Below are 12,737 nucleotides of genomic sequence, written 5' to 3' on the forward strand. Positions count from 1 at the left end.
ACACGGGCCCTGGCTGGTCGAGGGCTGTCACCGTCGCCACCTGCTGCGACGCGGGTCCACAGGCTGGCGCCGCAGCATGCCCGGCCGGGGGCGCCGTGCCAGGATGGGGCCATGACCCAGACCTGGAGCGCCACCGAGCGCGCGGACCTCGCCCAGACCCTGCTCGCAGCGGGCCCCGGAGCCCCGACGCTGTGCGCGGGCTGGCAGACGCAGCACCTCGCCGCGCACCTGGTGCTCCGCGACAGGACCCCGTGGCGGATGTCCCCAGGTCGGCTCGAGTCTGTCGCGGCGACGTCTGCCGACCCCCAGGGCTATGCCGCCCTGGTCGCGCAGGTCGCCGAGGGCCCCGGGCGCCTCAGCCCGGGGTATTGGTTCTCCGAGCAGATGAACCTGCTCGAGCTGTTCGTGCACTCCGAGGACGTCCGCCGCGCCGGACCTGACGGCGCGCGGTCGACCGAGATCGGCCCCGACTACGCGAAGGCGCTGTGGAAGCAGTTCCGGCTGTTCTCGAGGATGCTGCTCCGCCCGGCACCTGTCGGGGTCGTCCTCGTCGTGACCGACGGCCCGCGGGTCGTCGCGCGCAAGCCGCGGTCGGGGGCCGGCACCGTGGTCGTGACCGGAGAGCTGGCCGACGTGATCCTCTTCGCCTTCGGCCGCGGGACCAGCACAGACCTGACCTTCCAGGGGGACGACGCCGACGTCCGAGCGCTCCTCGCAAGGTTCCCCGGGCCGGGCGGAGCGTCGAGCCAAGCCTGAGCACGAAGCACGAAGCACGAAGCACTAAGCACTAAGCACTAAGCACTAAGCACTAAGCACTAAGCCAGGCTGCCACCTGCGGGAGGGCATCCTGGCTTCGTCGTCTGGCGCCCCGTCACCGGGGCACCGCGGTCACAGGCGGACGGGGACCCCGTCCGCGGCCATGGCCTGCTTCACCTGGTCGATCGTCAGCCGACCGAAGTGGAAGACGCTCGCTGCCAGCACGGCGTCGGCCCCGGCCTTCGCCGCCGCCGAGAAGTCTGCAGGGCTGCTCGCCCCGCCGCTCGCGATGAGCGGGACGCGCACCTCGGACCGCACCTGCGCGAACATCTCGAGGTCGTAGCCGTCGTAGGTACCGTCGGCGTCCATCGAGTTGAGCAAGATCTCGCCGGCACCGAGCGTCGCCGCGCGTGCGGCCCACTCGACGGCGTCGATGCCCGTTCCCTGCCTGCCGCCGTGCGTGGTCACCTCGTAGCCCGAGGCGGTCTCGACGCCGTCGCGGACGCGTCGTGCGTCGACCGAGAGCACGAGGACCTGGCTGCCGAACCTGTCGGCGATCTCGGAGATGAGCTCGGGACGCGCGATCGCCGCAGTGTTGACACCGACCTTGTCCGCTCCGGCGCGCAGCAGCCTGTCGACGTCCTCGACCGTGCGGACGCCGCCGCCGACGGTCAGCGGGATGAAGACCTGCTCGGCGGTCCGGCGGACCACGTCGTAGGTGGTCTCGCGGTTGCCCGAGGACGCCGAGACGTCGAGGAAGGTCAGCTCGTCGGCACCAGCGGCGTCATAGGTCCGCGCGAGCTCGACAGGGTCACCGGCGTCGCGCAGGTTCTCGAAGTTGACACCCTTGACGACACGACCGGCGTCGACGTCGAGGCACGGGATGACGCGGACCGAGACAGACATGCACTCCTGCTTCCTGGGGACTCGTCCGGGCTCAGGGCCGCGGACAGCTCCCGCGGTCAGGCCGGAGGAGACACCGCGAGTATATCGACCACGTAGACGAGGGTCTCGGACGCGAGCTCGTTGCCGCTCGGGCCGAAGGCCAGGCCGGGCGGGACGACGAGCATGACCTCGCTGCCGACGGGCAGGTCGACAAGACCCTCGTCGAAGCCCTCGATCAGCTGGTCGGTGCCGAGCGTGACGGTCTGGGGCAGACGCCCCTCCCCCCACGTCGTGTCGAAGACCTCACCTGTCGACCACTTCACGGCGACGAACTGGATGACGACCTGCTGGCCGCTCGCCACCTGCCCACCCGTGCCGCGGATGATCTGGCGCACGACAGGCTCGGCAGGCGGCTCGGTCCCCTCGGGGATGGTCACCGTGGGCACACCACCCTCACCGTGCTCGACGCTCGGCAGACCGGCCTCGGGGTCGCTGATGTCACCCGAGGCGCTCGTCGGCAAGATGTCGATGGTCGAGACGAGAGGCGTGCCGTCGGTCGCTGCGGCGTACATGATGCGCGCCCCGACGGAGTGGCCCTCGAGGACCGTGTACAGCTCGGAGCCGATCGAGTCGGGGGTCATGAGGTAGGCGGCCGGCACAGACGCGAAGTCGTCCCGGACGACGCTGCCGTCGGTCCCGCTCACCGTGTACACGCGGAGCAGGACGGGTCCTCCGTCGACCAACGGGTCACCGGCGCCTTCCCAGACGACCTCTTCGACGGGGTCCGAGAGTGTCAGCGGGGTCTGGAAGTCGAGCGTGGGGACGGTGCCGCCGGTCCCGGTGACACCGATCGTCGGCTCGGCGGTCGGGACGGGTTCCGGGGCCTCGTCGTCGCCGGGTCCGCAGGCCGTGAGTGCGAGCACGAGGGCGAGGGCCGGCGCCGCCCAGGCGGCACGGATCCTGGACGTGGAGCTGCGGCGGTGGTCTCGGGGCATCCCGCCATCGTATCGAGCGGTCGTGGAGGACTCGTGGAGCACGCCCGCCCAGACGGCTGCGGCGGGCGTGGCTCCCCTCACATGCTCTCGATGAGCCTGTCGACCCTCTCGTCGACGCTCTGGAACGGGTCCTTGCACAGCACGGTGCGCTGCGCCTGGTCGTTGAGCTTGAGGTGCACCCAGTCGACCGTGTAGTCGCGCTTGGCCTCCTGGGCCTTGCGGACGAACTCGCCGCGCAGCCTGGCCCGGGTGGTCTGCGGCGGGACGGCCGTCGACTCGAGCACCTCGACGTCGCTCGTCACACGCTCGACCAGCCCACGTGCGGCCAGCAGGTTGTACAGCCCCTCGGTGCGTGAGATGTCGTGGTACGCCAGGTCGAGCCGTGCGATGCGAGGATCGGTCAGCTCAAGAGAGTGCTTCTCCTGGTAGCGGCGGATCAGGCGGTGCTTGATCACCCAGTCGAGCTCGCGCTCGACGCTCGTGAGGTCACCCGACTGGAGCGCGAGCAGCCCGCGCTCCCAGAGGTCGAAGACCTTGCGGTCGGTCTCGGAGATCTCCCCCGACGCCTCGACGAAGTCGCGGACCCGCACCAGGTATTCCTGCTGGAGGTCGATCGCGGTGACGGTCCGGCCCGAGGCCAGCGTGACGGGCGCCTTGCCCGTCATGTCGTGGCTGATCTCACGGATGGCACGCATGGGGTTCTCGAGCGCCATGTCGCGCATCGGGACACCCGCCTCGATCATGCGCAGCACCATGTCGGTCGCGCCGACCTTGAGCATCGCCGTGGGCTCGGCCATCGTCGAGTCGCCGACGATCACGTGCAGGCGCCTGTACAGCTCGGCGTCGGCGTGCGGCTCGTCGCGCGTGTTGATGATCGGCCGCGACCGGGTGGTCGCGCTCGACACCGACTCCCAGATGTGGTCAGCACGCTGGGACAGGCAGAAGGTCGCGCCGCCCGGGGTGGGGAGGATCTTGCCAGCGCCGGTGAGGACCTGCCGGGTGATGAGGAAGGGCACGAGGATGTCGGCCAGGCGCGTGAAGTCCCCCTGCCGGCGCACGAGGTAGTTCTCGTGGCAGCCGTAGGAGTTGCCTGCCGAGTCGGTGTTGTTCTTGAACAGGTGGATCGAGCCCGGGATGCCCTCGACCTCGAGGCGCTGCTGGGCGTCCGCCACGAGCCCTTCGAGGATGCGCTCCCCGCCGCGGTCGTAGGTGATGAGCTGGCGGATGTCGTCGCACTCGGCCGTCGCGTACTCGGGGTGCGAGCCGACGTCGAGGTACAGCCTGGACCCGTTGCGCAAGAACACGTTGGAGGACCGGCCCCAGGCGACGACCTTGCGGAACAGGTAGCGCGCGACCTCGTCGGCGGAGAGCCCTTGCTGGCCCGCGGGCGCTGCGCAGGTGATGCCGTACTCGGTCTCGAGGCCGAAGATCCGGCGGGTGCTCATGCGGGGTCTCCTGAGGTGTCGGTCGTGGTAGTCGGTCCCGCCGGGTCGGAGGACTCGGGCCCAGCACCAGCCGGGCGTGACGGTTCGACCGCCAGGAGGTCGTCGAGCACGTCGCCCGAGAGCCTGCGGAAGGCACGGCGTGGTCGGCTGCGGTCGAGCACCGCGACCTCGAGGTGAGCAGCGGGGATCTCGCGTGCCTCGCCGTCGGGGGCAGCAGGACCGGCGAGCACCTCGCGCACGAGCACGAGGACCTCGGCCAGGGTCAGACCCGGGCGCCAGCGCTCGGTCATCGCCGTCCCGAGCTGCTCGGCCTGCCCGCCCATCACGACGAAGCCGTGCTCGTCGGACACCGACCCGTCGTAGGAGAGCCTGTAGATCTGGTCGTGCTCGGAGGTCGCCCCGACCTGGGCGACGACGATCTCGACCTCGAGGGGCTTCGACTCTGTCGTGAACACCGTGCCGAGCGTCTGGGCGTAGGCGTTGGCGAGGCCGCGGGCGTCGACGTCCGAGCGGTCGTAGGAATAGCCGCGCAGGTCTGCGTACCTGACACCGGCGACCCGCAGGTTCTCGAACTCGTTGTACTTGCCGACGGCCGCGAAGGCGATGCGGTCGTAGATCTCGGAGATCTTGTGCAGCGCGCGCGAGGGGTTCTCGGTCGCGAAGGCGATACCGCCCTCGTAGGCGGCGACGACGACAGACCTGCCGCGGGCGATGCCCTTGCGCGCGTAGTCGGCGCGGTCCTTCATCAGCTGCTCGGGCGAGACGTAGAACGGCATGCTCATCGCAGGTCTCCTCCGAGCGATCCGTGGCGGGTGCGGGACGAGCGGGCCTGCCGGGTCCGCTCGAGCGAGATGTCGTCGACGACGCTCTCGAGCTCGTCGTCTGCCAGACGCAGATAGCCCGCCTCGCTGACCGTGGCGACCACGGGCCAGATCTGGCGGACCGCGTCGGGGCCGCCGGTCGCCGAGTCGTCGTCGGCGGCGTCGAAGAGCGCCTCGACGACCACCCGCACGGCGCCCTGGGCGTCGAGACCGGGTCGCCACAGCTTCTTGAGGGCACCCCGGGCGAAGACCGACCCCGACCCCACGCTGTGGTGGTCGAGCTCTTCGTACCGTCCGCCCGTGACGTCGTAGGAGAAGATGCGGCCGCGACGCGCGACGAGGTCAAAACCTGCGAAGAGCGGGACGACGGCGAGCCCCTGCATCGCGAGCCCGAGGTTGCCGCGGATCATGGTCGACAGGCGGTTCGCCTTGCCGTCGAGGGAGAGCAGCGTGCCCTCGATCTTCTCGTAGTGCTCGAGCTCGAGCTGGAACAGCCTGACGAGCTCGAGGGCGAGCCCGGCGGTCCCCGCGATCCCGACAGCCGAGTACTCGTCCGCAGGGAACACCTTCTCGATCTCGCGGTGCGCGATCATCGAGCCGGCGGTCGCGCGGCGGTCCCCGGCCATGACGACGCCGCCGTCGAAGGACGCGGCGACGATGGTCGTGCCGTGCGGTGCTGGCGGCGCAGAGCCCGACGGGAGCGTGCGCGACGACGGCAGCAGCGAGGGGTCGTGCGCGGCGAGGAACTCGACGAAGGACGAGCTGCCCGGCGTCATGAACGAGCTCGGGAGCCGTGCAGGGTGCTCAGCCGTCATGGCGGGTCACTGCCCACCCTTCTGCACAAATCCACGGACGAAGGACTCGGCGTTCGTCTCGAGCACGTCGTCGATCTCGTCGAGCAGCGCGTCGACCTCGGCGTCGCGCGCCTGGGCCGCCGCGGGGGCTGGCGCCGGTGCTGCGTCGTTGGGCTCGCGGTCCTGCGGCGAGTGCTGCTGGCGTTCCTGGCCGGCCATGTGGTCCTCCTTGCCTGAGGTGCGTCACCCCGAGGGCGTCGACTGACTCCCATCTCACCACATCAGCGCGTCCGACGAGCGGCGAGTCCACAGGTGGCGTCGCAGGTCGGCGGCTCAGCCGAGCAGCGCGGCGAGGAACTCCTCGGCGTCGGGCCGCTCGGCGAACAGCCGGCCGACGTGCTGCTCGGTGCCGCGCCACGGGTCCATCATCGGGACACGCTGCAGGGACGGGGCCCCCGGCAGGTCGAAGATGACGGAGTCCCAGCTCGCCGCCGAGACCATCGCGGGGAAGCGCGCCATGACCTCTCCGCGGAAGTAGGCGCGGGTGTCCGTCGGCGGGTGCGCGACCGCGGCCGTCACGGACTCCTCCGTGACGAGGCGCTCGACTGCGCCCTTGGCGAGCAGACGGTGGTAGATGCTGCGCTCGGGGCGCACGTCCGACCACTGCAGGTCCATCGCGCGCAGCCGGGGGTGGTCCCAGGCGAGGTTGTCGCGTCGGCGCAGTCCCTCGAGCAGACGCAGCTTTGCGACCCACTCGACGTCGCGGGCGCACGACGCCCTGTCGGTCACGAGCCGGTCCAGGACGCTGCCCCAGCGGTCGAGGACGTCGTCGGTCACGGTGTCACCAGAGCCGATCGCCTCGACCCCCGCCCTCACCACCTCGAGGTAGGCGTCCTGGAGCGCGACGGCCGTCATCCGCCGGCCGTCCGCGAGCTCGAGCCCGTAGTCGAGCTCGAGGTCGCGGCTCACCTGCGAGACCGCGGCGACGGGGTCGCGGAGGCGCAGCGCGGCGAGCGCGGCCTGCGCGCCGGGGATCTCGTCCAGGTGCTCGAGGACCCACAGGACAGCCGACGTCGTGCCGAGCTTGAGGTACGTCGCGGTCTCGAAGAGGTTCGCGTCTCCGATGATCAGGTGCAGACGGCGCCACCGGCTGCGGTCGGCGTGCGGCTCGTCGCGGGTGTTGACGATCGGGCGTCGCAGCGTCGTCTCGAGGCCGACCTCGGCCTCCATGTAGTCCGCGCGCTGCGACATCTGGAAGCCGGCCTCCTGGCCGACGGGTCCCAGCCCCACACGACCGGAGCCTGTGAACACCGTGCGCGTGACGAGGAAGGTGGTCAGCAGCTCGGTGATGATGCCGAAGGGGACCTGACGGTCGACGAGGTAGTTCTCGTGGGTGCCGTAGCTCGCGCCCTTGCCGTCGACGTTGTTCTTGTACAGCTGGAGGTCGACCCCCATGTGCGCGGCGACCTCGCGGGCGGCGGCGACCATGACGCGCTCCCCCGCCACGTCCCAGCGCACGCCGTCGAGCGGGTTGGTGACCTCGGGCGAGGAGTACTCGGGGTGCGCGTGGTCGACGTACAGCCTGGCGCCGTTCGTGAGGATCGCGTTCGCTGCGCTCGGGTCGTCGTAGGCCTCGGTGGTCGGGCGCTCGATGCTCTGGACCTGGGCCTCGCCCGCGGTCGGGCCTGACGGCGCGGGGCGGCTGGGGTCGTCGGTGAGCAGCGACGGGTGCGCCGAGGCCCGGCGCACGTGGAAGCCCCGGGCGTCGAGCAAGGGGTCTTCGTCGTCGTAGTCCCACCGGGCCCTCGAGCGGGCCGAGGAGCTGATCGCCCTGTAGGCGGTCACCACCTGGCTCGACATGAGCATCGGGTTGGCCATCGGGTTGCCCTGCTGGAGGACGCCGTACTCGGTCTCGATCCCCATCACGCGTCGCACAGTCACGCGTCCAACCCTAGCCCCGGCGCGCAGGTCAGGGGTGCCGGGACCAGGGTCGGCGCGCTACAGGTACTGCCCGGTGCTCGTCGCGGTCTCGATGGTCCGCCCGGCAGCCGTGCGACCCGAGCCGTTCTTGTCCTGGACGATCGTACGGATGAAGACGATGCGCTCACCCTTCTTGCCCGAGATCCGCGCCCAGTCGTCGGGGTTGGTGGTGTTGGGCAGGTCTTCGTTCTCCTTGAACTCGTCGACGCAGGCCGTCACCAGGTGCTCCACGCGGATGCCGCGCTGCCCGGTCGCGAGGAAGTCCTTGATCGCCGACTTCTTCGCCCTGTCGACGATGTTCTGGATCATGGCGCCCGAGTTGAAGTCCTTGAAGTACAGCGTCTCCTTGTCCCCGGAGGCATAGGTCACCTCGAGGAACTGGTTCTCCTCGGTGTCGGCGTACATCCGCTCGACGACCCGCTGGATCATGCCGTCGACCACGGCCGCCGTGTCGCCCAGGTGCTCGGCGAGGTCGTCCGCGTGAATCGGCAGGTCTGCCGTGAGGTACTTCGCGAAGATCTCGCGGGCCCCCTCGGGGTCTGGCCTCTCGATCTTGATCTTCACGTCGAGGCGACCAGGGCGCAGGATCGCCGGGTCGATCATGTCTTCACGGTTGGACGCCCCGATGACGATGACGTTGTCGAGACGCTCGACGCCGTCGATCTCGCTCAGCAGCTGCGGGACGATCGTCGTCTCGACGTCCGAGGACAGGCCGGTCCCACGGGTGCGGAACAGCGACTCCATCTCGTCGAAGAACACCACGACCGGGTACCCCTGCGAGGCCTTCTCGCGAGCACGGGAGAAGATCAGCCGGATGTGCCGCTCGGTCTCCCCCACGTACTTGTTGAGCAGCTCGGGGCCCTTGACGTTGAGGAAATAGCTCTTCGCCTGGTTGGCGGTCTCGACGACCGCCGGGACACCGTCGGTCGGGCCGTCTGCCGCTGCGGCCGCCGCGCGTCGTGCCACGGCTGCCGCGAGGGAGTTGGCGACAGCCTTGGCGATGAGCGTCTTGCCACAGCCGGGCGGGCCGTAGAGCAAGATGCCCTTCGGCGGGCGCAGCCCGTGCTCGCGGAAGAGGTCGGGGTGGTTGAAGGGCAGCTCGACGGCGTCGCGGATCTGCTCGATCTGCGGACCGAGCCCGCCGATGTCGCTGTAGTCGATGTCCGGCACCTCCTCGAGCACGAGGTCTTCGACCTCGGCCTTCGGGATGCGCTCGTAGACGAAGCCCGACCGCGTGTCGACGGTGAGGGCGTCGCCCGCGCGCAGCGGAGCGCCCACGAGCGACCCGGCGAGGCGCACGACCCGTTCCTCGTCCGAGCGGCCGACCACGAGAGCGCGGCCGTCGTCGAGCAGCTCTTTGACGGTGACGATCTCGCCCACAGGCTCGTACCCGCCAGCAGCCACGACGACGAAGGCCTCGTTGAGGCTGACCTCCTGGCCTGGGCGCAGCCGCGAGAGGTCGACCGACGGGCTGGCGCCCACGTGCATCTTGCGCCCCGCCGACATGATGTCGAGGGTTCCGTCGCCGTGCTCCTCCAGGAACACCGCGAAGGTGCCCGGAGGCTTCGCGAACTCCTCGATCTGCTGCTGGAGCTCGACGATCTTGCCGCGGGCCTCGCCGAGCACCTGGGCCAGGCGCTCGTTCTGCGCAGAGAGCACGGCAAGACGTCGGGCGGCGTCCTCAGGTGTGCTCCGGGGGGTGTCGGGTGTCGAGTCGCTCATGGTGAGCCCCTTCCGCTGCGTGAGGTCCGACGATGTCACAGATCGTCGTCGTGCGCCCCTGTGTCCGCGGAGACGTCCTGTGACGATCCGGTCACGCCGCTCTCGGCGGCAGCCGCGGTGACGTCACGACGGACCCTGCGGACCTTCTTGTCCGAGACGGCACGCTCGCCGAGGTCTTCGGCGCTCCACTCTTCCTCGACGACCGGGTAGGAGCCCTTGGACGGGCGGCGACGCCGCACGGGCGCGTCGATGCCGTCAGCCATCCGGCGGGTGGTCAGCAAGAAGCCCGTGTGCCCGACCATGCGGTGCTGGGGCCTGACGGCGAGTCCTTCGAGGTGCCAGCCGCGCACCATCGTCTCCCACGCCTCGGGCTCGGTGAAGCGGCCGTCGTCGCGGAGGTCTTCGGCGAGGCGGGACAGCTGGGTGGTCGTCGCGACGTAGCAGACGAGGACACCGCCGGGCGCGAGCGCACCCGCGATGGCCTCGAGGTTCTCCCACGGGGCGAGCATGTCGAGGACCACGCGGTCGACAGAGCCGGGCTCGGCGACAGTCGGGAGGACGTCGGAGAGGTCACCGATCGAGAGCTCCCACGCGGGGTGCGGGGCGCCGAAGAACAGCTCGACGTTGGCACGGGCGATGTCGGCGAAGTCTTCGCGACGCTCGATCGAGTGCAGCGAGCCGCCGTCGCCGACGGCACGGAGCAGCGACAGGGTCAGCGCCCCGGAGCCGACCCCGGCCTCGATCACCCGGGCACCGGGGTAGATGTCGGCCATCGCGACGATCTGCCCGGCGTCCTTGGGGTAGACCACAGCGGCGCCGCGCGGCATGGAGAGCGTGTAGTCGCTCAGCAGGGGGCGCAGCGCGAGGTACTCGATCCCCGAGGTGGTCGTGACGACCGAACCCTCGGTCTGGCCGATGATCTCGTCGTGCTGGAAGTACCCGCGGTGCGTGTGGAAGGCAGCACCCGCGGTGAGGGTGATGGTGTGCAGACGGCCGCGCGGGTCGGTCAGCTGGACGCGGTCCCCCGGGCGGAACGGCCCGCGGCGGACCTGGGCTCCGGTCGGTTCAGGACGCCCGGTGGCGCTGGTCCCGGCAGGGACGGCGGTCGGTGCGCCAGGCGCGGAGGGGGCGGAGGTGCTCGGTGCGGCGGAGCTCAGTTCGTCGGTCACAACGCGCCAGTCTAGATCGCGCGGGCGACGTCCGTGGCGTAGAGGGCGCCGACGACGTGCTCGCCGAGGACGAGGATGCACACCGGGGCGTGCGGGGCAGCGCGCAGGACCGCCGAGAACAGCTGCTCCCCCGCGAGGGCCGCGTCGACCACGGCGACCGTCGGCAGGGCGACGGAGACCGACCAGACGGGCGCCGTCGCGGCGGCGTTCTCCGGAACGTCTGCGAGGGCGAGATGGTCGACGAGCCCGACGGGCTGTCCTGTCGCGACCCCGGTCGTCGGCTGCGGCCCGGCCACGAGGACGAGCTGGACCTGGGCGTCGTCGCCGCCGAGGTCCTCGGCGATCTGGCGAGCCTGCGCGACGGTGACGTCAGCGCTCACGGCGACCGCGGGACGAGCCAGCAGGCGCGGGTCGAGGGCGTCGATCTTCGTGCGGCGACGGCTCTGGGCCAGCGCCGCCGAGGCCGAGCTCCACATGAACGACCCGATGAGCGCGGCCCACACGACCATGAGGAGCTCGACGCGCCGACCGCTCAGGCTGGGGACCGCGATGGCTGCTGCGACGAGGGTGACGGCGAGGACCCGCCCCGTCCAGGCCGCGACGACGGTCCCGCGCAGCCGCGAGCCGGTGACAGCCCAGACGAGCGCCTCGGTGACCTGCCCGCCGTCGAGCGGGAGCCCGGGCAGCAGGTTGAAGATCGCGACGGCGGCGTTGGCGTAGGCGGAGACGTAGAGGAGCAGCGCGACCGACGACGAGCCGGCCTGAGCCTGGTAGCCGAACCAGGCGAGACCGGCGAGGACGACGTTGGTGAGCGGGCCGACCACCGCGATGACCGCTGAGCTGCGGGGCGTGGACCTCGTGTCCGTGTAGGCCGTGTGCCCGCCCCAGAGCGTGAGGGCGAGCTCTTGGACGACCATGCCGTGGGCGCGCGCCGCGAGGGCGTGCGCTAGCTCGTGCAAGAACACCGACACCATGAGCATGACGACCACGACGAAGGCACCCAGGAGGGTCTGCGACCCGAGCTCGGGGCTGACCGTCCGGACCGTCGGGACGAACAGCAGCGTGAGGACCCCGACCATGACCAGGGCAGAGGGCTTGAGCAGGACCGGTGCTCCCGCGATCCGGCCGACGACCCATCCTGTGCTCTTGTCCACAGGCGTCACCCTACGTGCCACCGCTGTCGGTGACGCACCCTAGGCTCGTCTCCATGCAGCACTCCGTCACTCCCCCAGCACTCCCGTCCGCCGTCGGCACCGCTCCGGTCGACGGACAAGCCGTCGTGCCTGCTGAGGACGGGGTGGTCGCCGAGGTGGTCCGGTCGCCGCGCCGGCCAGGGCTCTCGCCGTCGCGTGCCAACGACTTCATGCAGTGCCCGCTGCTGTTCAGGTTCCGCGTGGTCGACAAGCTCCCCGAGCCGCCCAGCTCTGCCGCAGCGCGCGGGACCCTGGTGCACTCGGTCCTCGAGAAGCTCTACGACGCGCCTCTCGGCGAGCGGACCGTCGAGCTCGCCCAGGGCATGATCCCGGGCGAGTGGGACAGGCTCCGCGAGGCCTCGCCGGAGTACGCGGAGCTCTTCACCGACGCCGCTGCGCTCGACACCTGGCTCGACAGTGCCGGCCGGCTGGTCTCGACGTACTTCACCCTCGAAGACCCGAACCGGCTCGAGCCGGAGTCGCGTGAGATGTTCGTGGAGTCCCAGCTCGACGGCGGACCGTTGATGCGCGGCATCGTCGACCGCGTGGACGTGGCTCCGAACGGCGCCGTGCGGGTGGTCGACTACAAGTCTGGCAAGTCTCCCCGACCGGGGTACGAGAGCTCAGCGGTGTTCCAGATGCGGTTCTACGGCCTGGTCCTGTGGCGCGAGCGAGGCGAGATGCCCAAGATGCTCCAGCTCGTCTACCTGGGCGACGGGCAGGTGCTGCGCAGCGAGCCGACCGAGCGTGAGCTGCTCGCGACCGAGCAGAAGGTGCGGACCATCTGGTCGAGCATCGAGACTGCCGCGACCACCGGGACCTGGGCACCGCGTCGGTCCAAGCTGTGCGGGTGGTGCGCGCACCAGAGCATCTGCCCCGAGTTCGGCGGGACGCCGCCCGAGATCGACCCGGACGCCGTCGAGCGCGCGACAGGTGTGCGCCCGGCAGCCTGACCGCGCGGCCGGGATGGGTCCCGG

General features: G+C 70.7%; 12 protein-coding genes. 2 read left to right on the forward strand and 10 right to left on the reverse strand.

Going from position 1 to position 12,737, the window contains the following annotated elements:
• Nucleotides 1-111 precede the first annotated feature (111 nt).
• Nucleotides 112-756 (forward strand): TIGR03085 family metal-binding protein, encoded by a 645-nt coding sequence (locus HZZ10_RS05335; RefSeq protein ID WP_179912709.1) that lies wholly within the window; start codon nucleotides 112-114, stop codon nucleotides 754-756.
• Between the two features lie 132 nt (nucleotides 757-888).
• On the opposite strand, the gene hisF is transcribed toward HZZ10_RS05335, so the two are convergent.
• The 10 genes from hisF to HZZ10_RS05385 all read right to left on the reverse strand — a co-directional run bounded on the left by hisF (nucleotide 889) and on the right by HZZ10_RS05385 (nucleotide 11,721).
• Nucleotides 889-1,662: an imidazole glycerol phosphate synthase subunit HisF gene (gene hisF, locus HZZ10_RS05340; RefSeq protein ID WP_056133550.1), complete on the reverse strand. Its 774-nt coding sequence runs from the start codon at nucleotides 1,660-1,662 to the stop codon at nucleotides 889-891.
• A gap of 56 nt (nucleotides 1,663-1,718) precedes the next feature.
• Complete coding sequence (locus HZZ10_RS05345) at nucleotides 1,719-2,636, reverse strand: FKBP-type peptidyl-prolyl cis-trans isomerase (RefSeq protein ID WP_156382783.1); 918 nt, start codon at nucleotides 2,634-2,636, stop codon at nucleotides 1,719-1,721.
• 77 nt (nucleotides 2,637-2,713) lie between these two features.
• Nucleotides 2,714-4,081, reverse strand: a complete 1,368-nt coding sequence (gene pafA, locus HZZ10_RS05350; protein ID WP_056133556.1) for a Pup--protein ligase — start codon at nucleotides 4,079-4,081, stop codon at nucleotides 2,714-2,716.
• Nucleotides 4,078-4,863 carry a proteasome subunit alpha gene (gene prcA / locus HZZ10_RS05355; RefSeq protein ID WP_179912710.1) on the reverse strand — a complete coding sequence of 262 codons (786 nt, stop codon included), beginning with the start codon at nucleotides 4,861-4,863 and terminating at the stop codon, nucleotides 4,078-4,080. Before prcA ends, pafA begins: the two co-directional genes overlap by 4 nt.
• Nucleotides 4,860-5,717: a proteasome subunit beta gene (prcB, locus tag HZZ10_RS05360; RefSeq protein WP_056133561.1), complete on the reverse strand. Its 858-nt coding sequence runs from the start codon at nucleotides 5,715-5,717 to the stop codon at nucleotides 4,860-4,862. Before prcB ends, prcA begins: the two co-directional genes overlap by 4 nt.
• A gap of 6 nt (nucleotides 5,718-5,723) precedes the next feature.
• Nucleotides 5,724-5,915, reverse strand: coding sequence for a ubiquitin-like protein Pup (locus HZZ10_RS05365; RefSeq protein ID WP_179912711.1), 192 nt, complete (start codon nucleotides 5,913-5,915; stop codon nucleotides 5,724-5,726).
• A 114-nt stretch (nucleotides 5,916-6,029) separates the two neighbouring features.
• Nucleotides 6,030-7,619: a depupylase/deamidase Dop gene (dop, locus tag HZZ10_RS05370; RefSeq protein ID WP_218928465.1), complete on the reverse strand. Its 1,590-nt coding sequence runs from the start codon at nucleotides 7,617-7,619 to the stop codon at nucleotides 6,030-6,032.
• Nucleotides 7,620-7,694: 75 nt separating this feature from the next.
• Nucleotides 7,695-9,398: a proteasome ATPase gene (arc, locus tag HZZ10_RS05375; protein WP_179912712.1), complete on the reverse strand. Its 1,704-nt coding sequence runs from the start codon at nucleotides 9,396-9,398 to the stop codon at nucleotides 7,695-7,697.
• A gap of 35 nt (nucleotides 9,399-9,433) precedes the next feature.
• Entirely contained in the window at nucleotides 9,434-10,567 is a 1,134-nt protein-coding gene (locus HZZ10_RS05380; RefSeq protein ID WP_308507500.1) for a tRNA (adenine-N1)-methyltransferase, read from the reverse strand.
• An 11-nt stretch (nucleotides 10,568-10,578) separates the two neighbouring features.
• Nucleotides 10,579-11,721, reverse strand: coding sequence for a site-2 protease family protein (locus HZZ10_RS05385; RefSeq protein ID WP_179912713.1), 1,143 nt, complete (start codon nucleotides 11,719-11,721; stop codon nucleotides 10,579-10,581).
• 53 nt (nucleotides 11,722-11,774) lie between these two features.
• On the opposite strand from HZZ10_RS05385, the gene HZZ10_RS05390 reads away from it, so the two are divergent.
• On the forward strand, nucleotides 11,775-12,713 hold the full coding sequence (locus HZZ10_RS05390; protein WP_228087112.1) for a RecB family exonuclease: 939 nt from the start codon (nucleotides 11,775-11,777) through the stop codon (nucleotides 12,711-12,713).
• The last annotated feature ends 24 nt before the right edge of the window (nucleotides 12,714-12,737 follow it).

This window comes from Sanguibacter inulinus (assembly GCF_013415325.1).
Classification (GTDB): Bacteria; Actinomycetota; Actinomycetes; order Actinomycetales; family Cellulomonadaceae; genus Sanguibacter; species Sanguibacter inulinus.

Bases quoted from the DNA above. Each gene is read 5' to 3' on its own strand.
- HZZ10_RS05335 (WP_179912709.1), top strand. From the start codon at position 112: ATGACCCAGACCTGGAGCGCCACCGAGCGCGCGGACCTCGCCCAGACC.
- hisF (WP_056133550.1), bottom strand. From the start codon at position 1,662: ATGTCTGTCTCGGTCCGCGTCATCCCGTGCCTCGACGTCGACGCCGGT.
- HZZ10_RS05345 (WP_156382783.1), bottom strand. From the start codon at position 2,636: ATGCCCCGAGACCACCGCCGCAGCTCCACGTCCAGGATCCGTGCCGCC.
- pafA (WP_056133556.1), bottom strand. From the start codon at position 4,081: ATGAGCACCCGCCGGATCTTCGGCCTCGAGACCGAGTACGGCATCACC.
- prcA (WP_179912710.1), bottom strand. From the start codon at position 4,863: ATGAGCATGCCGTTCTACGTCTCGCCCGAGCAGCTGATGAAGGACCGC.
- prcB (WP_056133561.1), bottom strand. From the start codon at position 5,717: ATGACGGCTGAGCACCCTGCACGGCTCCCGAGCTCGTTCATGACGCCG.
- HZZ10_RS05365 (WP_179912711.1), bottom strand. From the start codon at position 5,915: ATGGCCGGCCAGGAACGCCAGCAGCACTCGCCGCAGGACCGCGAGCCC.
- dop (WP_218928465.1), bottom strand. From the start codon at position 7,619: ATGGGGATCGAGACCGAGTACGGCGTCCTCCAGCAGGGCAACCCGATG.
- arc (WP_179912712.1), bottom strand. From the start codon at position 9,398: ATGAGCGACTCGACACCCGACACCCCCCGGAGCACACCTGAGGACGCC.
- HZZ10_RS05390 (WP_228087112.1), top strand. From the start codon at position 11,775: ATGCAGCACTCCGTCACTCCCCCAGCACTCCCGTCCGCCGTCGGCACC.